Consider the following 25,083-nt stretch of genomic DNA (forward strand, 5'->3'; position numbering starts at 1 on the left):
TCGCCCTGCTCAATCTCCCGCCTGCCCTCCCGAGCCGCCCCCTGGCGCCGGTCAGCGGGCGTCGGCCGTCACCAGCAGCCTGAGGTGCGCGGCGACCCAGGTCTGCGAGCTCGGCCCGTCGGCGAAGGCCGTCAGGCGTGCCGCCGCCGTCCGCAGGCCGAGGCGGTGCAGGTGGGCGGCGACCTCGCGGGTGCGGGCGAGCAGGCTCGGGGACAGGTGGTCGAGGCCGCGGTGCGCGGCCTCGGAGGAGACCGTCAGCGCGCTGTCGATGGCCGCGGTCAGCGCGTCCGCGGTCGTGTCACCCGGCGGTAACTGCTGGGGTGCGGTGCCGGTGGCCAGGTCCAGGACCACGACACCGGACTCGGCGTGCACGGCCAGCGGGTCGATCACCAGGGTGCCGCGGTGGCGGCGCACGGAACCGGTGATCGTGGTCGGTGAAGAGCGCAGGGCGGTGGCCAGGGCGTCCAGCGCGTGCGGTGCCACGGCGCGGTGAGCGGCCTCCAGCCGGCAGGTGCCGGTCGGGTTGTGGAGGGCCGCGGTCAGGCGTTGCGCGGCCGGGTCGTACGCCACGTCCGACACCTCGGTGACGTGCAGGGCGCGGACCAGCTCCGCCTCGACGCGGGCGCGGACCTGGCGGGGTGGCAGGTCGGCCAGGGCCGCGGCGGTCGCGGGGTAGTCGGTGACGACCAGGGCGAGCGGCAGGTCGTCCCAGGCGGTGCCGACCGGGGTGAGGGACGTCTTGGCGACACGGCTGGTCTTCAGGGTCACCACGCGGCTGGCGCTGCGGGTCGCGGACTCGGACACGACGTTCGAGGCGGCCAGGCGCACGGCGGTGCGCAGCGGGGTGTCGCGCTGGACCAGGACCACGTCACCCGAGGCGAGGTACACGTCGGCGGTGGTCTCGGTGCGGCGGCGGGCGCCCAGCGCGGTCAGGCGGACGCGGCGCAGCGGGGTTTCAGCTGGCTCGTCGAAGCCGAGGACCTCGGCGCGCGGACCGGTCGCGGTGGTGCGGGCGTGCAGCTCGGTGAGCAGGGCGGCGAACTGCTCGGCCGCGTAGTCGGCGCTGCGGGTGCGGTAGGCGGTGAGCTGGGCGAGCAGGTCCGCGATCACCGCGGCCGGCCAGTGCAGGCGCTGGGCGGTCAGGTCCCGGTGCAGGCGGTGCCAGGCGGCGTCGAGGACCTCGCTCGCGTTCGTGGCACCGTCGAGCAGGAGCTGGTCGAGCAGGTCGGTGACCGCGGTCAGATCCGTTGCCGTGGTGGGAGATCCGCCGACGTCCACGGTGTCCGCGCCGGTGGCGTCCGCCGCGCGGAACGCCCACACCGCCAGTGCCGTGGCCTCCTCGCGGTGGACGGCGTCGGTGTGGACGTAGGACAGGTCGCCGGGCACCAGGAACGTCACCGTGCAGGTCGGCAGCTCCGCCTGCGCCGTCTGGTCCTCCGCGGTCGGGCGGCGCAGCTTCGCGCGGTACCCGGCCTGGAACGCCCGGCGGGCGCGGCGCAGGGTGCGCTCGCCCATCAACGCCGTCAGGTCCTCGTCGGTCACCGCGCCCGGCGACCACAGCTCGACCGGTGCGCTCGCCGGCCCGGTCCGCTGGTAGGCGAGCACCACCGCGATGCGGTGGCGGCACACACCGGCCGCGCCACAGCTGCACCGCGCCGCGTCGAGCGCGGTGTTCGGCGGCAGCGTCGTGGTCGTGCCGTCCGGGAACTTCCCCTGGACGGTGCCCGCCGGGTCGGTGTCGAGCGCGGGCACGACCCCCGCGTCGAGCTCCTTGACCGCGCGTTTCACCAGCCCGCGGTTGGCGAGCGCGGCCAGCGCGTCCGGGGTCAGCGCGAGCAGGTCGGGTCTGGTCACCTGAGTTTCTCCGCAACGAATTCGGCGAGCTCGCCAGGGGTCATCGCGCCGACGTGGGCGCCCGCGTTCGCCAGGCGCTGGCCCAGCACGCGGTCGTAGTCCGGGTTCGCCTGCTCGTCGAGCGCCGCCAGGCACAGCACGTGGGTGCCCTGCTCGCACAGGTCCTTCACGACGCGGACCAGGCGTTCGGGGTTGCCGCCCTCGTAGAAGTCGCTGATGATCGCGACGACCGCCCTGCGCGGGCTGTCCACGAGCCCGGCGCCGTACGCGGCAGCCTTGGCGATGTCCGTGCCACCGCCGAGCTGCACCTTCATCAGCAGCTCGACCGGGTCGGTCACGTCCGAGGTCAGGTCCACCACGTTCGTGTCGAACGCGATCAGGTGCGTGCGCAGCCCCGGCAGACCCCACAGGCAGGCCGCGGTGACCGCCGAGTGGATCACCGAGCCGGTCATCGACCCGGACTGGTCCACCAGCAGCACCACCTGCCACTGCTCGACGTGCTTGCGGTTGCGGGAGAAGAACTTCGCGTGCTCGATCGACAGCTTGCGCTCGTCGGGCCGGTAGCGCTGCAGGTTCGCCCTGATCGTGGCGCGGAAGTCGAAGTTGCGCGAGTTGCGGTGGATGCTCGGCCGCCGCGACCGCGTGCCGCTGAACGCCTGCCGCACCTCGGTCTTCAGCTTCTCCACCAGCTGCCGGACGACCGCCTCGACGATCTTGCGGGCCATCGCGAGCACGGCCGGGTTCATCAGGTGCTTGGTCCGCAGCACCGCGCGCAGCAACGCCGCGTTGGGTTCGATCCGTTGCAGCACCTCGGGGTCCGTGACGATGTCGGTGATCTCGTACCGCTCGACCGCGTCGCGTTCCAGCCGTTCCACCGTCTCCTTCGGGAACAGCGCGTGCACCTCGTCCAGCCAGTCGACGGTCTGCACCACCGAGTCCGCGTTGCCGCCCTTGCGCACACCGCGCTGGGCCAGCTCGGGATCACGCCCGTAGAGCCACTCCAGCGCCGCGTCCCTGCGCGCCGCCTCGCCCCGCAGACCACCGGCGCAGCGCGCGGAGGGCTCACCGAGGATCAGCCGCCAGCGTTCCATGTCCGTCATGCCAGCCCGCCCTTCACCAGCAGCCCGTCGACCCGCCGTTCCACCGCCAGCGCCTCCGCCACGAGCACCGGGTCGGTGTCGAGCCGGGTCACGGCGCGCGCGTCGCCGTCGGCCCCGCGGTGCTCCAGCACGGTCGCCGCGATCGTCTCCCGTTCCCTGGGCGGGAAGTAGCCGAAGGCGAGCCGCAACGCGGGCAGCGCCACCAGGAACTCCTCCTCGGTCATCGCGCTGACCAGCTCGTCCAGCACACCGACCAGCTCAGGGCTCGCGAGCACCTCCTCGCGCGCCACCGCGAACAACCCGGCGAGCCAGTCGCCCAGCGCCGTGACGGTCCTGGCCTTGCGCACGTCCGGCTGCGCACCCAGCGACCAGGCCAGCCCGAGCGCGGCACCGCGCAGGTCCGGTGGCGCCTGCACGTCCTCGCTCACCCTGGTCGCCACGCCCGTCACGTCCGCGGTGTCGAGCGACAGCGCGGACTTCGCGTGCAGCACCGCGTCCCTGGTCGCCGCCATCGCCCGCAACCGGTCCGGGTCGGCCGGGGCCGGCCCGCCGTGCAGGCCCTCGACCAGCCACAGCACCCTGGTCGTGCCGGCGTCGACCACCGCGCCCAGCAACGGGTCCTTCGCCGTGCCGAACAACCGGTCGTGCCGCCACAGCCCCAGCACACCGCTCAGCACGTGGCCCAGCGCCGCGAGGTCACCGGTCTCCCGCACGCCCTCGTTCAGCGACTCCTTGACCTTGCCCGACAACGTGGAGATGCCGCACAGCACCGCGTCGAACAGGACCACGGCCAGCTCCTGCAGCTGGGCGTGCCGCGCCCGCCGCTCCAGCACCGCCCCGGCCGCCTCCGGCAGCGTGGCACCGTGCTCGGCGGCCTCGATCAACGCCGCCAGCCGCTCCTCCGCCGGCCGCAGCACCCACTGCTCCTCCAGCACCGGTGCCGCGCCCTGGTCCGGCCCGCTGGCGCGGTGGAAACCGGGAATCCGCAGCACCCGCAGGCGGTGCAGTACCCGGCTGCGCTCCAGCGACCGCGGCTCGGTGAGGTCGAGCGACAGCGTGCCCTCGTGGTCAAGGCCGTGCGTGCACAGCAGCTCCTGCACCGCGCCGACCAACGGCGGCGCCGGTGTGCTCGGGTGCAGCCGGCCGACCTGCTCACCGCGCAGCGCGCCGAGCATCTCGACCAGCGCCGGGTGCGCACCCGGCTGCAGCGTGCCCCGGCGCGACCACGGCGGTGGCTGCGTCAGGTCCTCGGAGATCAACGCACTGGTCAGGCCGTCCAGCACGTCCGTGCGCGCGAGCTGCTCATGCCCGCGCAACCGCGCCAGCGCCCCGGCCTGCGTGCGCGCGGCGATCAGGTCGGCCGTCGACACCGGCTGCTGCCTGCGCCGCAGCCGCGTCGCCACCGACTCGACGAGCCAGTCCGCCGCCCGCTGCGCACCCTGCTCCCAGACCTGCTGGTAGTAGCCGGGCGACGGCATGCCCGACTGGTAGCCGGTGAACGCGTCCAGCCGCGCGTGCGAGTACGGCACGAGGTAGCTGGCGCCCCGTTCGCGTTCGGGCACCTCCGGCCACTCGGCGGTGTCGTCCCCGGGGGAGGCGGCGAGCATCGCCCTGAGCGCGGGCGTGTGGAAACCACCGGTGACCACGACGACCGGCCGGTCCCCGGCCTCACCCACCGCGGCCCGAACCCAGCGCGCCATGTACTCCTCGCGCGCCGAGTCGCCCTCGTCCGCCGTGGCCGTGCCGCGCAGCAGGTCGAAGTACTCGGCGAGCCCCCGCGGGTCCTGCACGGACTCGAAGAGGTGGTCCCACAGCACGTCGACGTTGTCGACCGCGAACTCCCGGCACAGCCGCTCGACCACCTCGGTGTAGCGCAGCTCCGCGTCGGCGTACCGGTTGCTGACGTCACGGAACGCCCTGTGCCACGCGGGCAGGTCGATGAACCTGACCTCCGCCCCGCAGCGGCGTGCCTCCGCGATCGCCACCCACTCCGGCGAGTAGTCGCAGAACGGTGCCCACGACGCGTGCTCGTCGGAGTAGCTGAACAACGCGATCGGCAGCTCGTGGCCCAGCAGCAGCTCGTCGATGCGCTCGTTGAAGTCCGCGGGACCCTCGATCAGCACGTACGCCGGCTGCTGCGCGGAGATGGTGGCGGCGACCAGCCGGGCACAGGCGGGACTGTGGTGCCGGACGCCGACGAACACGGCCCCCATCAGCCGGGCAGCAGGTGCCGGGCGCGGTGCAGCTCCTGCCACTGCTTGCCCTTGCGGCGCGGCGCGTGCTGCTCCAGGTACCGCCGCAGCCGGGCCAGGTCCTCGGCGTTGTCCTTGGCCGCCGTGCCCGCCAGGCACTCGACCACGTCCGCCGCCGACCCCTGCTCACCGCGCAGGAACCACCCGCGCAGCCCGACCGCGTGCGCCACCGACACCGCCTCCGCGGTGCTCATGACGGTGGTGAGCCGGTCGCTGCCCTCCCGCAGGTCCCGGAACGTCCTGACCAGGACCTCCAGCACGTCCCGCTTCGGCGCGAGCTGCACACCGGACCGGTCGAGCAGCTTCGCGGCCTCCTGCTCGACCAGCGCCAGCTCGGTGTCGAAGTCCGCGATGGGGAACACCGTCTCGAAGTTGAACCGCCGCTTGAGCGCCGCGCTCATCTCGTTGACACCGCGGTCGCGCGTGTTCGCCGTGGCGATCACGTTGAACCCGTCCTGCGCGAACACCATGCCGTCCGGGCCGTTCAGCTCCCCGATCGCCATCACCCGGTCCGACAGCATCGACAGCATGCAGTCCTGCACCTCGAGCGGGCAGCGGGTGATCTCCTCGAACCGCACGACCTTGCCCTCGGCCATGCCCCGCAGCATCGGCGCCGGCACCAGCGACCGCGGCGACGGTCCCTCCGCCACCAGCAGCGCGTAGTTCCACGAGTACTTGATCTGGTCCTCGGTGGTCGCCGCGCCGCCCTGGATCGTGAGCGTTGACTCGCCGCACACCGCCGCCGCGATCAGCTCGGACAGCAGCGACTTCGCCGTGCCCGGCTCACCGACGAGCATCAGCCCGCGGCTGGTCGCGAGCGTGACCAGCGCCCGGTCCACGAGCGACGGGTCGCCGACGAACTTCTTGCTGACACCGCGCTTCTCGTCGCCGACGACGAACCGCCGCGCGGCTTCGAGGCTCAGCGCCCAGCCCGGCGGCTTCGGCGCGGTGTCGGAGTCGCGCAGGCGGGCGAGCTCGTCGGCGTAGCGGACCTCGGCCGGTGGGCGCTGCATCGTCTGGGTGCTGGTCATGGCTGAAGGGACTCCAGTTCGGAGAGGAGCTCGGAGGTCGTGATCGGGTCGACCTCGTACGAGCGAGGTGCGTCCTTGGGCGCGGACCACGTGCCGCGGCCGCTGGGGGAGAACCACATGTCGCTGAAACCGACCTCGGGGAAGACGTCGACGGCACCGACCGCGATGCCGGGGTCGAGCGACGCGACGAGCGCTCCGCCGCCGGGGAACGGCCGGGTGATCCAGCACTCGACGCCGGCGTCCTGCGGCTCGCCGCGGACCCAGCCCTTCTTCGTCAGCCCGAGGACCTTGCCGATCGGGTGTGGCGTGTTGCAGTACTTCTTCAAGCGGGGCAACAGGTCCTCACCGGCCGGCAGGACGTGCCGCGGCCGGCCGAGCTGCGGGAACGGCTGCAGGATCTCGTAGTCGGCGAACACCTCGCCCCACGCCGCCAGCGAGTCGCCGAGCGCGACCGGGTGCGCGACCCGCACGGTCGCGTCCGCGGGCAGCGCCACCTCGTCGTCGTTCGAGTCCGCGAGCGTGCGGTCCTCGGCGAGGCGGAACGACAGCCCCGAGTCGGTGATCCACACCAGCCGGCGGACGATGTGCCACAGCAGCGGGTGCGCGGCGAGCACCGTCTGGAACTCCTCGGCCGTCCACGCGCGCTGGTCGACCATCGCCCGCTCCAGCCGCTGGATCTGGTCGGAGGCGACGGTGCGGACGTCCTTCTTCAACGCCGAGAACCGCTTGTGCTCCACCGGGGCGAGGTCCTGGTCGTCCTTGGCACCCGGTTTGGGCAGGTCCTTGCGGCGCTTGCCGTCCGGGTCCAGCACGTAGGGCTTGAGCTGTTCGTCGAAGCCGACGCGGAACTGGCGCGGGCCGTAGTCGATCACCAGCGACGCCGCGTCGTCCAGGCCCAGGCGCGGCACCAGCCGGTCCGCGAGCTGTTCCCGCGAGAGCCCCAGCTCTGCGGCGATCTGCGAGACCTTCTCCTGCGCCCGCGTCTTGAGGCCCTTGAACGGCACCTTCTCGGCGATGCTGTTCAGGTGCGACAGCGCCACCTCGGTGCCGATGTCGGCGAGCACGTCGAGACCGGCGACCGCCCTGGCGTGCTGGCTGGCACCCGGCCAGGCGCGGATCAACGGCGACAGCGCGCGCACCGTCGTGTCGTCGCCGAACCAGCCCAGCGCGTGCAGCGCCCAGCTCTCCTTGGACGAACCCGACCGGTGCCACTGCTCGAACACCGCCCACGCGAACGTGGCCAGCGACGCGGGATCGAGCGCCTCACGCGCGACCGGCAGCCCGGCGTAGACCTCACCGGGCTTGGACAGCGCGGCGGTCATCAGCAGGTGGCTCGCCGCCTGCGGGGACAGCGCGTGCTTGCGGTCGCGCAGCAGCACCTGCGGCAGCAGCCGGGTGTCCGCCCACTCGCCGATCACCGGCAGCTTCGCGGGCAGCACGTCCACCGGGTCGACCGACAGCACGGCGTCGACCGCCGCCTGCGCACCGCACTCCGCGGCGAGTCCCGCCACGTCGACCCCGAGTCCGTGCAGGTGCCGCAGGGCCGCCTCGGCGTCACGGCGGGCGGTACCGGCCTTGCCCGCGGCCACCGGGATGAGCAGCCGGGCGGCCTGCTCGCGGTGCCGGGCGAGCCACGCGAGCCCCCAGCGCCGGGGCTGCTTGGTCCGCGCGAACCACCCGGCCATCACCACCGCCACCTCGGCCGTGGCGAACGGCACCAGCACCACGCCACCGGCACCCGGAGTGGACTGCGCGAGCAGTGTCAACGGCGGCACCGCGTCCAGCTCGAACCGCGCGGCGATCCGCTTGCCCCACTCCTCGACGCTGTAGGTGTATTTCGGAGTCCACTGCGCCAGCAGCGGCCGCACCTCGTTCTCGGGCGCCGCCAGGAACAGGTCGTTGTCGTAGTAGCCGATGTTGCCGCTCTTGAAGTCCTTGAGCAGCTTGCGCCAGCTGTGGTGGGCGGTGATCCACTCGCGGCCGGACTCCAGCCACTGGTCGCGTTCACCGTCCTCCCACCGCACCGACGGCGCCGGCAGCGGCAGGCCGGTCAGCACCACGGGCTTCGGCGCCGGCCTGCGGTCCAGCCACGGCGGCGCCGCCAGCAGCGGCGGCAGCTGACCGGGTTCGGCCTCCGGCCACACGTCCACCTCGTGCTCCGCGATCACCGCCAGTACCTCGGCCGGCACCTCCAGCTCGGGGTGCGACATCAGGTGAGCGGTCAGCAGCCGGCGCATCTCGTCGTCGCGTCCGGCCCGTTCCCCCAGCAGCCGGGCCGCCCGCCGCGGGAACGCCGCCATCGCCGACAGCACGGCGGGACGCACGTACTTCGCGGTCAACCGGTCGAGCAGGATCGTGAACGCCTCATCGGTCGGCAGCACCGCGAGCACCTTCACCGCCTGCTTGCGGCCGTCCGCCCAGCCGTACTCCTCGTCGAGCTCCTGCGCCAGCAACGGCGCGATGGCCGGCCCCAGCACGTAGGCCGCCGTGTACAGCACGAACGCCGAGTTGGTCAGCGACGCCTCGGCACGCACGAAGTCCTCGTAGCTGCGCGCCGTGCACGGCAGCATCCACCACTTGCTCGACGTGTGCGGCAGCGCGCAGACCTCGGCGAACCAGTCGGACCGCTCCGGCACCAGGAACGACCGCAGCTCCTTCACCCGGCCCGTCGCGCCCATCTCCTCCAGGGCGGTCTCGGCGGCGGCCCGTTCCGCGTCGTCCGCGACCGCGAGCGCGTACCGGACGGCGATGAGCATCTTGGCCTCGGCGGTGTCGGCCGCCGCGTGGAAACCGTCGGTCACCCGGTGCAGGCAGGCCTTGCCCCAGGTCGCCTTCCTGACGTTCCACTCGTCGGCGAACGTCAGCCCCATGAACTCGACGACCGCCTCGGCGGCGAACGCCGTGCCGTGGTCGGCGATCCACGCGTGCACCACCGGCTGACCGGACGACGTGATGGTCGCGACCGCCGCCGCACCCAGGGGACTGGGCTGGCCGGCGAGGTGCCGGCGGGTCGTCTCGACGAGGTCGGGGGCCGCACCGGCCAGTGCGCGGTCGATCAGCTCGGCGTTGTCGGCGAACTGCCGGCGGGCCTTGGCTGCGAGGGCGGGGTCGAGGGTGAACTCCGGGGCCGGGTCCAGGCCGCGCTGGCGGATCACGGTGCGGGCCCAGGCCTTGGGCATCTCCCAGGCGTCCTCGTCGACGGCGGGAGGTGGGGTGTCGGTCGGGGCGACGGATGGTGTGTTGGTCGAGGCGCCGGTCGGAGCGTCGGAAGGGGAGGAGGTGGAGGCGGCCGGTTGTGGGGTGGGGGAGTCCGGCACGGTGGATGTGGCGGAGGATGGGGCGGTTGCGGGCTGGGCAGCGCCGGGTTGTGCGGCGCCGGGTTGGGCCGCAGCGGGCTGGGAGTTGGTGGGCTGGGCAGCGCCAGGCTGTGCGCCTGCGGGCTGGGTGGCGCTGGACTGGGCCGAGCCGCTGGAAGCCGGTGCCGTGCCGACTGCCGGTGCTGTGCCGAGTGCAGGTGCCGTGCCGTCCGCAGGCGTCGCGGCTGTCACCGTGCCGACGGCGGCGTAGCCCTTCTTCTCCTTCTCCGCCACCAGCTTCGCGACGTGGGCCGTGGCCTTCGCCTCGTCGGCGAGGTCCTTGACCTGGGTCTGGCCGGCCGTGCCGATCCGTCCGAAGCGGACAGTCACCTCCGTGCCGTTCTGGTCGACCTCCCAGAACTTCGCCGAGCTGCCGGAGACCAGCTCCCACCTGCGCACCGCGGTGCTCCTCTGGTTCGTGTTCACGACTGCAGGGACTCCAGTTCGGACAGCAGCTCGGAGGTCGTGATCGCGTCGACCTCGACCGCGGTCGAAGCATTCTGCTGGGCGGACCAGTAGCCCCGGCCGTCGGGGGAGTACCAGAGGTCGTCGAACTTGACCTCGGGGAAGACGTCGACCGCGCCGACCGCGATGCCGGGGTCGAGCGACGCCACCAGGGCGCCGCCTGCGGGGAGGGGGCGGGTGATCCAGCACTCGACGCCGGCGTCCTGGGGTTCGCCGCGGACCCAGCCCCTCTTCGTCAGGCCGAGGATCTTGCCCACCGGGTACGGCACGTCGCTGTACTTCTTCAGGTGCGGCAGGAGGTCCTCGCCCTCGGGCAGGACGTGCAGCGGGCGGCCGAGCTGGGGGAACGGCTGGAGGATCTCGTAGTCGGCGAACACCTCGCCCCACGCGTCCGCCGAGTCGCGCAGCTGCACCGGGTGCGCCACGCGGACGGTCGCGGTCTCGGGGAGGGTGACCTCGTCGTCGCCGGAGTCGGCCAGGGTGCGGTCCTCGGCGAGGCGGAACGACAGCCCCGAGTCGGTGATCCACACCAGTCGGCGGACGATGTGCCACAGCAGCGGGTGCGCGGCGAGGACCGCGTGGAACTCCGCGGCGGTCCAGGTGCGCTGGTCGACCATGGCGCGTTCGAGGCGGTGGATCTGGTCGGCCGCGATCGTGCGGACGTCCTTCTTCAACCCCGCGTAGCGCTTGTGCTCCAGCGGGGCGAGGTCCTGGTCGTCCTTCGCGCCGGGCTTGGGAAGCTCTTTGCGGCGCTTGCCGTCCGGGTCCAGCACGTAGGGCTTGAGCTGCTCGTCGAAGCCGACGCGGAACTGGCGCGGGCCGTAGTCGATCACCAGCGAGGCCTCGTCGTCGAGGCCCAGGCGCGGCACCAGGCGGTCGGCCAGCTGGTCGCGGGACAGGCCCAGCTCGGCGGCGATCTGCGAGACCTTCTCCTGCGCGCGGGTCTTGAGGGCCTTGAACTTGACCTTCTCCGCGATGCTGTTCAGGTGCGACAGCGCCACCTCGGTGCCGATGTCGGCGAGGACGTCCAGACCCGTCACGGCCCTGGTGTGCTGGCTCTCGCCGGGCCAGGCGCGGATCAACGGCGCGAGCGCGCGCACCGTGCTGTCGTCGCCGAACCAGCCGAGCGCGGTCAGCGCCCAGCCCTCCTTCGACGGGGCACCAATCTCCAGCCAGCGCTGGAAGACCGTCCACGCGAACTCCGCCAGCGAGTCGCGGTCTAGCTGTTCGCGGGCGAACAGCAGACCCGCGTAGACGTCGCCGGGCTTGGACAGCGCGGCCGTCATCAGCAGGTGGCTCGCCGCCTGCGCGGACAGGGCCTGCTTGCGGTCGCGCAGCAGCACCTGCGGCAGCAGCCGGGTGTCGGCCCACTCGCCGATGGCCGGCAGCTTCGCGGGCAGCACGTCGACCGGGTCGACGGACAGCAGGGCGCGCAGACCCTCCGCCGCCGCCTTGGGCGCGGCGGCCACGACGTCCACGCCCGTGTTCTGCAGCTGGCGGAGCGCCGCCTCGGCGGCGCGGCGGTCGGCGCCGGGCTTGCCGAGCGCTGCGGGGACGAGCAGGCGCACGGCCGTCTCGCGGTGCCGGGCCAGCCACTCCAGGGCGACCTTGCGGACCTGCTTGAGCCGCACGAACCAGTCCGCCATCAGCGCCGCGACCTGGGGCGTGGCGAACGGCAGCAGGACCACGGCGTTGTTCGAGTTCGCCTCGGCCATCCGCAGCAGCGGCGGCAGCGCGTCCAGCTCGAACCGGGCGGCCAGCATCTTGCCGGTGAGCTCGGCACCCCAGCCCGTGTTCGGGTTCCAGTCGGCCAGCAGCGGGCGCACCACCTCCTCGGGCGCCAGCGCGAACAGGTTCCGCGCGCGGTAGGCGATCTTGCGCTCGTGGAACTCCACCAGGAGTTCCTGCCAGGTCTGGTAGGTGGTCCAGTAGCCCTCGCGGAGCCACTCCGGGCGTTCACCCGGCGCCCACACCACCGACGGCCCTGGCACCGGCAGGGCCGCCACGACGACCGGCTTCACCGGCGGCTTGCGGTGCAGCCACGGCGGTGCGGCCAGCACCGCGGGCAACGCCTCGGCCGGCGCCTCCGGCACCTGGTCGGTCTCGACGGGGGTGAACCCCTCGGGAGCCTCGACGTACGGGTGCGACATGAGGTGCGCGGTCAGCAGCTGCCGCACGGCCGCGTCGCTGCCCGCCCGTTCCCCCAGCAGCCGGGCCGCCCGCCGCGGGAACGCCGCCATCGCCGACAGCACGGCGGGCCGCACGTACTTGGTGTCCAGCCGGTCGAGCAGGGCCGTGAACGCCTCGTCGCACGGCAGCTGCTGCAACACCCTCAACGCCTGCTTGCGCCGGTCCGACCGCTGGTAGGTGCTGTCGAGGTCGGCGGCGAGCAGCGGCGCGACCGCCGGTCCGAGCACGTACACCGCCGTGTACAGGACCGTCGTCCCCGTGTTCAGCGACGCGTGCGACCGGTCGACCTCGTCGAGCGTGCTGGCGCTGCAGATCGTCATCCACCAGCTCGCCCCGGACTGCGCCCGGCACGCCCGGTCGAACCAGTCGGCCCGCCACGTCACCAGGTAGGCCCGCACCAACTCCGTGTCGGGGGTGCTCAACCGCTCCAGGACGGCTTCGACCTCCGCGCGCTCCGCGTCATCGGCCACGGCGAGCGCGTACCGGGTCGCCGTCAGCATCCGGCCCGTCGTGCTGTCCACCCGCGGGTGGACAGCGGCACCGTAGCGGTACAGGTGCGGCTCGCTGGGCGCGCTCCGCTGGGGCAGCCACTTGCTGCCGGCCTGGATGCCGAGGCTCTCGACCACGGCCTCCACCGCGAACGCGAGCCCGTGGTCGGCGATCCAGTGGTGCACCGTCGCCACGTCCTTGGCCGTCATGGCGGCCACGCAGGCGGCACCGACGGGGTTGTGCCGGCCGGCGAGGTGCTGGCGGGTGGCCTCGACCAGGTCGGGGTGGGAGTCCTCGGCGGCGAGGAGGCGGTCGGAGGTGGCGACCTGGTCCGCGGCGCGGGCGCGGGCGGTGGCGGCGAGCTCGGGGTCGAGGGTGAACTCGGGCGCCGGGTCGAAGCCGCGCTGGCGGATGGCCTCGCGCAGCCACGCCTTCGGCATCCTCCAGGTGTCCTCGTCCACCACGGGAGGTGGGGAAGGAGGCGTGGAGGTGGGGGCGGTGCTCGGCTGGGACGGAGCGGGGGTGGCAGCCGCGAGCTGTGCGGCAGGTTGGCCGAGAGGCGCAGTGGCCGTCAAATGGCCGGTGGTGTGCGCTGTAGTGGCTGCGGGCCGGCTGGACGTCGACGGTGCGGCACCGGGCTGCACGGCCTTGGGAGAGGCAGCCGACGTGGAGCGGTAGCCCTTCTTCTCCTTCTCCGCCACCAGCTTCGCGACGTGCGCCGCGGCTGCCTCCGCCGAGGCGAGCTCCTTGGTCTGGGTCTGCCCGGCGGCGCCGAGGCGTCCGAAGCGGACGGTCACCGCCGACTCGGTCAGCTCCACCTCCCAGAACTTCGCCGAGCCACCGGAGACGAGCTCCCACCTGCGCACGCCGTACCCCCTGAGTCCAATCCGGAGTTGATGTCCTGGACCGTACTCAGGGGGTCTGACAATTTTCGGTGAACCGGGAAATCCGGCTGGTCAGAACCAGATCGCGGTGTCCGGCGGGAGCAGCAGCGAGCCGTCGCGCACCCCGTAGTACGACGAGGCCAGCAGCACGGCGCCGGGGTCGGGCAGGGCGACGACCTCACCGGACAGGTTCACCACGCACGACACCCGCCGGTCCTCGCGCGTGCGCGTGAACCACAGGACGTCCGCGGGTCCGTCCACCCACGTCACGCCGTCGCCCGCGCCCAGCGCCGGGTGGTCGCGCCGCACGCGCAAAGCGGTGCGGTAGAACGACAACATCGAGTCCTGGTCGGCGGCCTGGACCTCGACGCTCAGCTTCGCCCAGTCCGCGGGCTGCGGCAGCCACGAGCCGCCGGTGCCGAACCCGAGCGACGGGCCCGACGCCGACCACGGCAGCGGCACCCGGCAGCCGTCGCGGCCGCGTTCGGTGTGGCCCGACCGCTCCCACATCGGGTCCTGCAACACCTCGTCGGGCAGGTCGAGCACCTCGGGCAGACCGAGCTCCTCGCCCTGGTAGATGTACGCGGAACCGGGCAGCGCCAGCATCAATGCCAGCGCAGCGCGCGCACGGCGCACACCGGTCTCACCGCCGCCGTACCGCGTCACGTGCCGCTGAACGTCGTGATTGGACAGCACCCACGTGGTGGGCGCGCCCACCGGTGCCACCGCCGCCAGCGACGAGTCGATCACCGAGCGCAACGCGCCGGAGCCCCACTCGGCCGTGAGGTAGTGGAAGTTGAACGCCTGGTGCATCTCGTCGGGACGCAGGTACATCGCCGTGCGCTCGGCGGACGGCGTCCACGCCTCGGCCACGAGCACGCGGTCGCCGGGGTAGGAGTCCACCACCTTGCGCCACTCGCGGTGGATGTCGTGCACACCGTCCTGGTCGAAGAACGGCAGCGGCTCGGTGCCCAGCAGCTTCAGCTGGTCGGTGTGCCCGATGTCGGGCAGCCCGGCCGCCTTGACCATGCCGTGCGCCACGTCGACCCGGAACCCGTCGACGCCGAGGTCCAGCCAGAACCGCAGCACCGACAGGAACTCCTCGCGCACCTCCGGCAGGTCCCAGTTGAGGTCCGGCTGCTCGGGAGCGAACAGGTGCAGGTACCAGGACCCGTCGGCCACGCGCGTCCACGCCGGGCCGCCGAACACCGACTCCCAGTCGTTGGGCGGCTGGTCGCCGACGCCCTCGCGGAAGACGTACCGCTCCCGGTTGCGGCCGGCCAGCGCCTCCTGGAACCACTCGTGCCGGTCGGAGCTGTGGTTCGGCACGATGTCGACGATCACGCGGATGCCGAGCCCGTGGGCGTCCTCGACCAGCGACCGCACGTCGTCGAGCCCGCCGAACGACGGGTCCACCGCGCGGTAGTCGGCCACGTCGTAACCGCCGTCGGCCATCGGCGAGGCGTAGAACGGCGTGATCCACACCGCGTCGACGCCCAGGTCGCGGAGGTAGGGCAGGCGTGAGCGGATGCCGGGCAGGTCACCGACGCCGTCGCCGTTCGAGTCGGCGAAGCTGCGCACGTAGACCTGGTAGATGACGGCGTGTCGCCACCAGTCCTGGGACATGTCCTTGCCTTCCGTGGGTGCGGTGTCAGCGATCCAGGAAAGTCGTTGCAAAAGTTTTCCGCAAGTCGCCAGGAGGATTACTTGAGAAGCAGGCGTAATCCTGCAAACTTTTTCATAGATTTTCCGCAGGCGTTGACCCGGTCGAGCGACGGACGGCTTCTCAGCAGCTGAGACGGGGAAGGCGCTGCGCGAGCAGATCGTTCGCAATGACATGAGCGGCTTCGCGGAAAACTGGCAGACGTGGAAGACGGAACGGGAACGCGGCCTGGCCGATCCCTACGGATGGCTGGCGCTGGTGTCACTCGACTGGCTGGAGACCAAGCCTCGCGCCTATGACGGCATACCGGGGCTGTGGTGGCAGGACGACGACGAGGCGCACTTCGACCCGCAAGGTGCCGAGGTCACGCACGACGGCGTGCCGATCACCGAACCCACGAGCTTCAAACTGGCCCAAAGCGGCCCCGGCACGCGCGTCCGGGCGGGTGACGTGGACATCGAGATCGCCCGGCGCGGCGGCTACCTGGTGCGCGTCCACGACCCGAAGGCCGAGGTGCTCAGCAGCTTCCGCGGCGTGCCGGCGTACGAGCCCGACGAGGCGTGGGTGCTCGAAGGCGTCTTCGAGCCGTTCGACACCCCTGTGCCGACGACGGTCGGTGCGGTCGTGGAAGGGCTCAGCCACGTGTACGAGGCACCAGGGCGTGTGCGGTTCACGCACGACGGCGCCGAGCACACGCTGACGGCGTTCAACGGCAAGGACGGTGGCATCACCATCCTGTTCACCGACGAGACCAGCGGCGTCACCACCTACGCGGCGAACCGGGAGATCTCGGCCAAGCCGGTCGACGGCAAGGTCGTGCTCGACTTCAACCGGGCCGTGAACCTGCCGTGCGCGTTCACGGCCTACGCCACCTGCCCGCTGCCGCCCGCCGGCAACCACCTGCCGTTCAAGGTCGAAGCCGGCGAACGCACCCCGTACGAACAGGGTTAGGGCAAGCGGTACCAGTAGAGCCCGAGGGGTCGGGAACGAGGCCGTAGTCGCGGTTGACCGCGGCTGCGGCCTCCTCGTCCAGCTCTCCGGCGCACCAGCACGTTCGGCCGGCAGACGTCGCCGTGCACCACGGCGGCAGCGGAGCGTTACTGGACCTGTGGTGAGATTGGGCCGAGCGGGTGTTAACCGCCGGTACGTGTCACGCCCCGTGCTGGATCGGTGATGAAACCCCTTCCTCACGTCCCCTGCTGAGACGGCGATCTGTCCGGAGAGCGCTTTCGGATTAGGTTCGGTCGTGGATGGGGTTTCGACCAGGAGCGGGTGCGCATGGCCGTCTTGTGGGGAGTGTCCTTCGACGCCACGGCGATGTCGGGCGTCGTGGTCGAGTTCGTCAAGACCGCCGCGCTGTTCGCCGGACGTGGTCACCGGGTCCACCTCGACCTCGGCTACGACATCAAGGCCGACAAGGGCCCGTTCTTCCGCCCCTACCAGGACGAACAGGTGCCGGACTGGGTCACGCTCGACCGCGTCGACGGCCTGGACGAGGTCAGCGGCTACGACCAGGCGTTCGTCACCACCACCCTGGAGGCGGTGCAGCGCGACGAGACTCCCCGCGTGCAGGAGGTCGCGGACCGGATCGCCCGGCGGATCGAGCAGACCTGGGAGGACCGCGGCGTTACGACCGTGATGGTCGAGAACGGCACCCTGCCCGAGAACGTCGCCTACACGACCGCCCTCCACCAGGCGATCGAACGCTACGGCGCCCGGCACGCGCTGGGCCGCTTCGTGTTCTGGCGCGACCACGACATGATGTGGCAGAGCGAACCCGGCAAGTACGGCACGTTCCCTTTCCCGGGCACGCCGCCGATGCGCGACTCACCGCACATCCACTACTTCGCGCTGCACGAGGAAGCCCTGCGCCGCACCCTGGAGTGGCAGCCGCACCTGCGCAACATCGACGTCCTGCCCAACACCTTCAGCCCGCCGCACCGCGCGGGCCGCGCGGACTTCAAGCGCCACCACGGCATCCCCGACGACGTCCGGCTGATCGCCCGGTTCACCCGGATCATCCCGCAGAAGCGCATCGACAGGGACCTGCACCTGCTCCGGCTGCTGCCCGACGACGTGCACCTGTTCATCGCCGGCGACACCGGTGAGCACCCCGCCGAGACCGTGAAGCTGCGCGCGCTCGTCGACGAGCTCGGCCTGACCCGGCGCGTGGTCTTCGGCGGCACCCTCGCCCAGGCCGAGTCGGCCGGCGACGCGTTCTCCGTGCGGGACCTGCTGGCGCACGCCGACATCGTGTCGTTCCTGACCTCGTACGACTACGAGAGCTACGGCAACCCGATCAGCGAGGCGGTCGCGGCCGGCGTGCCGTACCTGACCAGCCGGTACGCGTTGTACGACACCGTCTACCCGGGATTTCGGGCGCCGGTGCTGGACGTCCTGGCCCACGACCTGCCGACACCGGAGTTCGCAAGAGACGTCCACGAGCTGATGACCAACGCGGAGAGGAGGGCGGAAGTGGTGGCGCACAACCAGGAGCTCGGCCTGCACAGCAGGACCGCGGCGAACGAACTGGTCGACCGGCTGTTCCCGCCGGCCATGGGGGAGGACGTGCGGCTCAGCGTCGTCCTGCCCGTCTACAACGAGGCGGCCAACCTCGACGCCGTCCTCACCAGCCTGCACGACCAGGAGGGCATCGAGCGCGACCGGTACGAGATCGTGCTGGTGGACAACAACTCCACCGACGACACGGTCGCCATCGCCCACCGCTTCGCCGCCGACCACCCCGGCCTCGCGCTGCACGTGATCTCCGAACCCGAACAGGGCGTGGTGTGCGCGCGCAAGGCGGGCATGGACTACGCGGCCCAGCGCAGCCGTGCCCGCAAGGACCCCGGCGAGCGGTTCTACCTGGTCTCCGCCGACGCCGACTGCCGCGTCGACCGCCGGTGGCTCGCCGAGCTGTTCGCCGCCATGGAGGACGACAAGGCCGCGATCGGCGTGTGCGACTACTACTACAACGCCGAGCACTTCACCGGCCGGCCGCGGTTGTGGGACGCCATCCAGCGCACCCTGCGGTGCCGCGCGGTCACGTTCGCGTTGTTCGGCGGCTTCCCCGACGGCAAGGGCTTTGCCGTCGAACGCGAGGCCTACGAACGCGTCGGCGGCATCGAGATCTGCTACCAGCTGCACAACGGCCGGTTCGTGAACCACCTCTCCGACGACTGGGACTTCGGCATCAAGGTCCGCGGCTCCGGCTTCGACATCACCTACGCGCCGCTGTCGAAGGTCGAGATCAACCCGCGCCGGGTCAACCACGCCATCGACGAGGTCATCACCGGTCGCGCCTACGGGTCCGACGGCATCATCGTCATGCGCGACATCCGCCCCGACACCGAGGCGCAGACCGCGGACCTCACCGAGGAGGAAGCGCTGCAGGCGTGGGAGTTCTCCATCAAGGACTTCACGCCGAAGAACACCATCCTGCCCGTGCTGCTCACCCCGTCGTTCCTCGACGACGACGCGGTGGTGGCGTTCTTCGGCGCCGACCTGGCCGAGCGCCTGGGCCGGCGGATCGCCGAGATCAAAGACGAGATGCGGGTCGTCGACCTCACCCCGATCCACTCCTACAAGACGCCCTCCTACCGGCTCTACCTGGAGTTCCGCGACGAGCTCTTCGAACGGCTGCGCGCGGCGGTGGGGGAGGACATCGGCTACCCGCCGCCGCTGCCGGAGTGCTTCGCCGACGTGCCGCAAGAGCGGTTCGCGGAGTTCGTGAAGTACTACTGCGAGGACCGCGAGTCCGGCGAGGCGCACAACTACTTCGGCAACGGAGGAGTGTTCTGATGGACCGCGAACCGAGGGTCTGGCGTTCGTTGCAGGACCCCGCCAACGCCCACCTGCTGGAGTACGTCACCGAGGACCCGTTCGGGGCGCACGTCTTCCCCGGCAACGTCCCCGGCTACCCGGTCGACGGCTTCCTCGACGACCTCAGCGACCAGCTCGTCGGCACCGCACCCATCCACCTGTGGTCCTACATCCCCACGTGCGCCTACAAGTGCCGCTTCTGCCAGTACCCCGTCGTGCTCGTCAAAGGCGCGAACGCCACGGAGAAGCTGACGAGGTGGGTGGACTGGAACATCCGCGAGGCCCAGCTGTGGCTCGCCCGCGTGCCCGAGCTGGCCAAGGCGCCGGTCGGCGAGTTCAACGTCTTCGGCGGCACGCCCTCGTTGCTGCCGCTCGACCAGATCCGCCGGCTGCTCGACTTCTACCGGGACAACTTCGGCTTCACCGACGACACCACCATCCGGTTCGAGGGCGACCCCAGCACGTTCACGCCGGAGAAGCTGGCGGCGTTGCGGGAGCTGGGCTGCACCAAGCTCTCCAGCGGCGTGCAGTCGTTCGACGACCCGGTGCTGCGCGAGTGCGGCCGCGAGCACACCTCGCAGATGTGCGTCGACTTCGTGCGCAACGCGAAGAGCGCCGGGTTCGAGTGGATCAGCATCGACCTGATGTACGGGCTGCTCGACCAGACCGTCGACAGCGTGCGGCGCGACCTCGACGTCGTGCTGGAGGAGGAGATCACCGCCGTCGTCTGCACCAAGCTGCACCTGAAGTCCTACTCGGACACCCGCACCGGTGTCGCCGGTGAGCAGCCGGCGCCGTGGCAGCTGCCCGCCTACCGCGACAAGCTGGTGCAGAACGGCCACTTCTGGCCGACCTTGGCCGAGCAGTACCGGATGCGCGAGGTGCTCACCGACGGGCTGCGCGCCGCCGACTACACCGAGCACCCCACGATGTACTTCGCACGCGACGGCCTCGGCCCGGAGAAGTGGAAGTCCATCATGGTCGACCAGGACCGCCAAGAGGCCGAGGTCGCGATCGGCCTGGGCGGCAGCTCCAGCTGCCGCGCCTCGGAGGCGATCACCGACGTGCAGTGGAAGTCCTACGCGGAGGCCGTGGACGCCGGCCGCGTGCCGCTCGGATCGGCGACCCGGTTCACCGAGGAGGCGCAGGAGGCCAGGAGCGTGAAGATGGCGCTGTCCACGTTGCAGCCGGTGCGCGACGACCTGCACCGCGCCCGCTTCGGGCGGTCGTTGTTCGACGAGCCGTGGCTCTCGAAGTTCACCTCGCTGCGGGAACGCGGACTGCTCACGATGGACGCCGACGCCGTGACCCTCACCGACGACGGCGAGGTGCTGGTGGAGGCCATCATCAACACCGAGCTGTAAGGCCGTATCCCGCGAGCGCGGCGCCGCGCGGGCTTCGTACCGTGTGCTCATGCTGCAACCGGACCGCGAGACCAGGGCCGAGTGGATGAAGGCCGTCACCGCGTTCGTCGACGAGTTCGTCGAGGGACTGGAGGCCGCGCCCGCCTCCACACCGGGCCGGGCACTGCTGCCCCCACCACCGGCGGAGGCCCCCGGCGAGCTGGCCGACCTGCTGGCGCAGTTCGGGGAGGCCGCACGCCAGTCCGTGGAGACCGCGGGCCCGCGCTTCCTCGCCTACTTCCCGGCCGGTGGCCTCTACAGCTCGGCGCTGGCGGAGCTCCTGGCCCAGGTCACCAACCGCTACACCGGCGTCGCCTCCACCGCGCCCGCGCTCGTGGCGCTGGAACACAGCGTCATCCGCTGGTTCTGCACCGAGTTCGGCCTGCCCGCCGGCTCCGGCGGTGTGTTCACGACCGGGGCCTCGCTCGCCACCCTGTCCGCCGTCCACACCGCCCGCGAGGAGCGCGGCGCCACCGCGGACGGGACGATCTACGTCACCGCGCACACCCACCACTGCGTCGCGAAAGCCGCGCGCATCACGGGCTTCCCCGCCGACCGCGTCCGCGTCGTGCCCGGCCTGCGCATGGACGTCGACGCGGCCCGCGCCCTGATCGCCGAGGACCGCAGGGCGGGCCTGAAGCCGTTCCTGGTCGTCGGCACCGCGGGTGCCACCAGCACCGGCATCGTCGACCCGCTCGACGCCATCGCCAACCTCGCGCACGAGGAGGGGCTGTGGTTCCACGTCGACGGCGCGTACGGCGGCGCCTTCCAGCTGACCACGCGGGGCCGGGAGGCCTTGCGCGGCGTCGAACGCGCCGACTCCATCGCCTGGGACCCGCACAAGAGCCTGTTCCTGCCCTACGGCACCGGCGTGCTGCTCGTCCGGGACGAGGCACGGCTGCGCGCGGCCCACGTGGCCGACGGCGACTACCTGCAGGACCTCGACCACGACACCGGCGTGCCGAACTACTCCGACCTCGGGCCCGAGCTCACCCGCGAGTTCCGCGGCCTGCGCGTCTGGCTCCCGCTGCACCTGCACGGCGTGGCCGCGTTCCGTGAGGCGCTGGACGAGAAGCTCGACCTGGCCGCCGAGGTCCGCACCGCCCTCGCCGACGTCGAAGGCCTCGAAGTCCTGCCCTCGGAGCTGAGCGTCGTCGTGTTCCGGGCCGCTGACGACCCGACGAGCGAGCGGCTGTTCACGGCGATCAACGACTCGCGGCGGTTCTTCCTGTCCAGCACCCGGCTCGACGGCCGGTTCGCGCTGCGGTTGTGCGTGCTCAGCCACCGCACCCACCGCGAGCACGTGGCGGAGTTCGCAGACCTGGTCAGGCACTTGGTCTGAACAGCGGCAGCCGGGTTTCACCTGTTCGATGCAGCGTTCTGCCGTTGACAGCGCCCGCCCTCTGCTTCATTGTGAATCGTGATGACTCAATCTGAATCAACGCAGACCCTGGGGACCTAGGTGGATGACCGCGGATCCGCGCGGCACGTGCTTGCTCGTGAGCTGAAGAAGCTCCGCCTTCTCCAGGGCCTGTCCGGCAGAGAGCTCGGGCGCCGGGCTTCGATCAGCCAGTCGAAGGTGTCCCGCGTCGAAGCGGGGACAGCGTTGCCCACCGTGCCGGAGATCGAGGAGTGGGGGAGGGTGCTTGGAGCGCCATCGAAGACGGTGCGACGGCTTGTGGAGCTTGCCGGAACGGCTCGCTTGGAGACGCTTTCCTGGGCGACGACCCTGCAAGGTGATCGGAAGCACCTGCAGCACGAGATCGGTGGCTGGGAGTCCGCGGCTACGCGCGTGTGCACCTACCAGCCGTCGGTCGTTCCTGGGCTCTTGCAGACCGCGGAGTACGCGCGTCGCGTGTTCTTGTTGTCCACTCCGCCTTATGACGACCAGGCTCTGGCCTCAGCCATTGCCGGACGCATGGATCGTCAGCTCATCTTGCACGAAGAAGGTCGGCAGTTCGATTTCCTCATCACCGAGGCGGCGCTCCGTTGGCGTCCTGGACCGCCTCATGTGCTGATGGGGCAGCTGGATCGACTGGTATCTCTCTCCTCATTGGAAAACGTCAGCATCGGACTCATTCCTCTCGATCGAGAGGAGATGGCCGCCACCTACTCGCACGGTTTCGTCATTTATGAGGAGGCCGACGAAAAGATGGTGACGCTTGAGCTGATCCACGGCCCTCTGACTGTGGAGTCGGTGGAAGAGGTCAACCAGTACCAGCTGCGGTGGTCGCTCTTGAAGAACATGTCGTTGTTCGGTGACGAGGCGCATCAGCTCCTTGACGACCTCATCGGACGCACGAGGCGTCACGCTGCCCTGGAGGGTGGCAGGGCGTGACGCCTCGGCGTCCGCCGGTCAGCTCAGGCCGAACTCGCCGGCCAGCACGCCGTACAGGAACGCGATCCACTCGAACTTGGTGAACCACAGCACGGGGCCGGCGGGGTTCTTCGAGTCCCGGACCAGCACGCCACCGTTGGCCATCGCCACCTCGACGCATTCGCCCTTGGGCTCGCTGAAAGTGCTCTTCTTCCAGATGAGTCCCTGGTCGTCCATTTCTTCTCCTGGGTTTCGCGGCTGCCCGTTGCTGCCGTTGAGAGCAACGATGGACGACGCGATTTCCGAACAGCTTGGTATCGAACTTCCGGTCAGTTGGCAAAAGACTTCCATTCGGTTGGTGAACGGAGACAATCTTGGTGGGGAGCGAAGTGAAGTTCCGCGTCTGGGGAGAGGTGGGCGTCTACGTCGGTGGGCGGCGGGAAGGGCCTAAGGTCAAGAAGGCTTCTTGGTTGCTGGCTTTTCTGCTGCTCAACAACGGCAAGGCAGTGAAGTTGGACTCTCTGCGCGAGTGGTTGTGGGACGACGTGCCCGCGAGCGCGGACGGCGAGGTGGCCAAGCTCATGAGCGACCTTCGAAAACTGCTGGAGCGGGCGGGGTATCCGGACGCCCTGTGGAGCAAAGACGGTTTGCGCTGTCTGAAGGTCCCGGATGAGCTTGTGGACAACCGTCGTTTCGCTGAATTGATGACCAAGGCGCGCGCAGTCGACAAGCGGACCCTGGTCGGTCTTCGTGAGGCCGATGCCGCACTGGAGCAGGCGTTGAGCATCACCGACCACGAGCCGCTCATGGGAATCGCCACGTCGCGAGCGGACCGCAAGCGGATACAGCTCGAGAAGAGCCGCCACGACGCTGAACTCCTGGCTGTCGAGGTCGGTACTGAGCTGGGCCGACATCGGGAGTTGATCGCGACCGTGACGCGCATGCACCTGGAAAGTCCGGAAAAAGAGGAAGTCACCCTGCTCGCGGCTCGTGTTCTGCACCTGTCCGGCCGCACCCTCGAAGCGGGAAGCGTCATTCAACGTCATCAGGAGGCGCTCGACGAGGTGGGGCACCCCACAACCAGGAAGGTCAAAGAGATGCACACTCGCATGCTTCAAGACGATGCGGGACTACAGCCACTCGTGCAGCAGCGAGTAGCTCCGGCGGCGAGCCGACTCGTAGTTGCCTTCAAGACGGATCCGCGTGACGTGGAATTCCTGCGCAGGTTGATACCTGATGCTTTCGGACGCGATGACATCGCGATGCAGCCCGTGGGCAGCAGCCTGACGTGCTATCTGCCCTTACAGGCCGCTCCGGTGGTCGTTATCGGACGTTGCCTCAGCCGTCTGTCCGAAATGGTCGACCGGCCGGTGAGCGCAGGTGTGGCGATGGACGATCCTCAGCGAGCACACTATCTTGCAGAGTCGGAGATCGCTCAGGACCGGCTACAGGCTGCTGCCGGCAGGTATTTGGTCGTCGCGATCAGCGAGGAGCTCTACGAGCTGGTCGAGAAACCTGATCGTGAGGCTTACTACCGCGCGACTGACGTGAACGGGTGGGTGCGCGTCCCAGGGTTTTCACCGCAGCCGGGGAAACCGTCGGTCGAAGCGGAGCAGCAGGACGAGCGGTCGGCGCAGAAGTCCTACTCGGTCGTGTTCAACGGAACGACGTCGATCGGCACGCAGCACAACGGAGACGCCGTGCACCACCACTACCTCGGCGGTCATCGATGAGCGACGACAAAGCCGGCGGTGCCTCGTCGGCCCCTGAACCATCTGGGTCAGCGGGCGGCGAGCCGGCCAAGGAGACGGTGAGCGGTCCGCAGTCGGGGGCGGAGGGGGGACAGAGCTCCGACTCGCGTCAGCACGATGCTGCCTACCTGCACGGCAGGAAAATGACGACATCGGGCTCGATGACGTTCAACCGGGATGCGTCGATCGACGACCTGCACATCGGTGACAGGCACACTCACTACTACACCTACACCATCTCGGGATCAGACGGCGAGCTCCGTGCGATCACTGTTCGTGAAGACATACTCCAACGGGTGCGCAAACGGTATATGCCGGTGCGTAACTACGCCGACCTGCTGGAGGCATTGGTGCAGCGCCGACTGCTGGTGCTTGACGGTGAGCCGGGTACAGGACGTTTCACCACCGCGTTGCGATTGCTGGATCGGCTTGCCGAAGGCAAGGTGAGCAGTTTCGGGGGTGTGGCCGACCTCTCCAAACTCGACGAGTCGCGCTTTGGGGAGAAG

14 protein-coding genes are annotated in these 25,083 nt (G+C 70.6%); 6 read left to right on the top strand and 8 right to left on the bottom strand.

The window, feature by feature from the left end; translation table 11 throughout:
• Positions 1 to 51: 51 nt before the first annotated feature.
• The 7 genes from ACVDFE_RS20170 to ACVDFE_RS20200 form a co-directional block, all read right to left on the bottom strand.
• Complete coding sequence (locus ACVDFE_RS20170; RefSeq protein WP_458431408.1) at positions 52 to 1,854, bottom strand: SWIM zinc finger family protein; 1,803 nt, start codon at positions 1,852 to 1,854, stop codon at positions 52 to 54.
• Entirely contained in the window at positions 1,851 to 2,954 is a 1,104-nt protein-coding gene (locus tag ACVDFE_RS20175; RefSeq protein ID WP_458431409.1) for a VWA domain-containing protein, read from the bottom strand. Before ACVDFE_RS20175 ends, ACVDFE_RS20170 begins: the two co-directional genes overlap by 4 nt.
• Positions 2,951 to 5,167, bottom strand: a complete 2,217-nt coding sequence (locus ACVDFE_RS20180) for a DUF5682 family protein (RefSeq protein WP_458431410.1) — start codon at positions 5,165 to 5,167, stop codon at positions 2,951 to 2,953. The genes ACVDFE_RS20175 and ACVDFE_RS20180 overlap by 4 nt, the downstream gene beginning before the upstream one ends.
• Positions 5,167 to 6,237, bottom strand: coding sequence for an ATP-binding protein (locus ACVDFE_RS20185; RefSeq protein WP_360392849.1), 1,071 nt, complete (start codon positions 6,235 to 6,237; stop codon positions 5,167 to 5,169). Before ACVDFE_RS20185 ends, ACVDFE_RS20180 begins: the two co-directional genes overlap by 1 nt.
• Positions 6,234 to 10,019, bottom strand: a complete 3,786-nt coding sequence (locus tag ACVDFE_RS20190) for a DUF4132 domain-containing protein (protein ID WP_458431412.1) — start codon at positions 10,017 to 10,019, stop codon at positions 6,234 to 6,236. Before ACVDFE_RS20190 ends, ACVDFE_RS20185 begins: the two co-directional genes overlap by 4 nt.
• Positions 10,016 to 13,603 carry a WGR and DUF4132 domain-containing protein gene (locus ACVDFE_RS20195; RefSeq protein WP_458431413.1) on the bottom strand — a complete coding sequence of 1,196 codons (3,588 nt, stop codon included), beginning with the start codon at positions 13,601 to 13,603 and terminating at the stop codon, positions 10,016 to 10,018. The genes ACVDFE_RS20190 and ACVDFE_RS20195 overlap by 4 nt, the downstream gene beginning before the upstream one ends.
• 90 nt (positions 13,604 to 13,693) lie before the next feature.
• Positions 13,694 to 15,247: a glycoside hydrolase family 13 protein gene (locus ACVDFE_RS20200; protein ID WP_458431414.1), complete on the bottom strand. Its 1,554-nt coding sequence runs from the start codon at positions 15,245 to 15,247 to the stop codon at positions 13,694 to 13,696.
• A gap of 211 nt (positions 15,248 to 15,458) precedes the next feature.
• On the opposite strand from ACVDFE_RS20200, the gene ACVDFE_RS20205 reads away from it, so the two are divergent.
• The 5 genes from ACVDFE_RS20205 to ACVDFE_RS20225 all read left to right on the top strand — a co-directional run bounded on the left by ACVDFE_RS20205 (position 15,459) and on the right by ACVDFE_RS20225 (position 22,847).
• The gene (locus ACVDFE_RS20205) at positions 15,459 to 16,235 is read left to right on the top strand and encodes a DUF1684 domain-containing protein (protein ID WP_458431415.1); all 777 of its coding nucleotides are present in this window, start codon (positions 15,459 to 15,461) and stop codon (positions 16,233 to 16,235) included.
• Positions 16,236 to 16,562: 327 nt separating this feature from the next.
• On the top strand, positions 16,563 to 19,085 hold the full coding sequence (locus ACVDFE_RS20210) for a glycosyltransferase (protein WP_458431416.1): 2,523 nt from the start codon (positions 16,563 to 16,565) through the stop codon (positions 19,083 to 19,085).
• On the top strand, positions 19,085 to 20,470 hold the full coding sequence (locus tag ACVDFE_RS20215; protein ID WP_458431418.1) for a radical SAM protein: 1,386 nt from the start codon (positions 19,085 to 19,087) through the stop codon (positions 20,468 to 20,470). The genes ACVDFE_RS20210 and ACVDFE_RS20215 overlap by 1 nt, the downstream gene beginning before the upstream one ends.
• A 49-nt stretch (positions 20,471 to 20,519) precedes the next feature.
• Positions 20,520 to 21,851, top strand: coding sequence for a pyridoxal phosphate-dependent decarboxylase family protein (locus tag ACVDFE_RS20220; protein WP_458431419.1), 1,332 nt, complete (start codon positions 20,520 to 20,522; stop codon positions 21,849 to 21,851).
• A 120-nt stretch (positions 21,852 to 21,971) separates the two neighbouring features.
• Positions 21,972 to 22,847, top strand: coding sequence for a helix-turn-helix domain-containing protein (locus ACVDFE_RS20225; protein ID WP_458431420.1), 876 nt, complete (start codon positions 21,972 to 21,974; stop codon positions 22,845 to 22,847).
• Positions 22,848 to 22,865: 18 nt separating this feature from the next.
• Here the strand turns inward: ACVDFE_RS20225 and ACVDFE_RS20230 are convergent, their stop codons facing one another.
• Positions 22,866 to 23,063 carry a DUF397 domain-containing protein gene (locus ACVDFE_RS20230; protein ID WP_360392874.1) on the bottom strand — a complete coding sequence of 66 codons (198 nt, stop codon included), beginning with the start codon at positions 23,061 to 23,063 and terminating at the stop codon, positions 22,866 to 22,868.
• Between the two features lie 152 nt (positions 23,064 to 23,215).
• Between ACVDFE_RS20230 and ACVDFE_RS20235 the strand changes: the two genes are divergently transcribed.
• A complete protein-coding gene (locus ACVDFE_RS20235) occupies positions 23,216 to 24,559 on the top strand; it encodes an AfsR/SARP family transcriptional regulator (RefSeq protein WP_458431422.1) in 1,344 nt (447 codons plus the stop codon).
• The last annotated feature ends 524 nt before the right edge of the window (positions 24,560 to 25,083 follow it).

This window comes from Lentzea chajnantorensis, assembly GCF_054300775.1.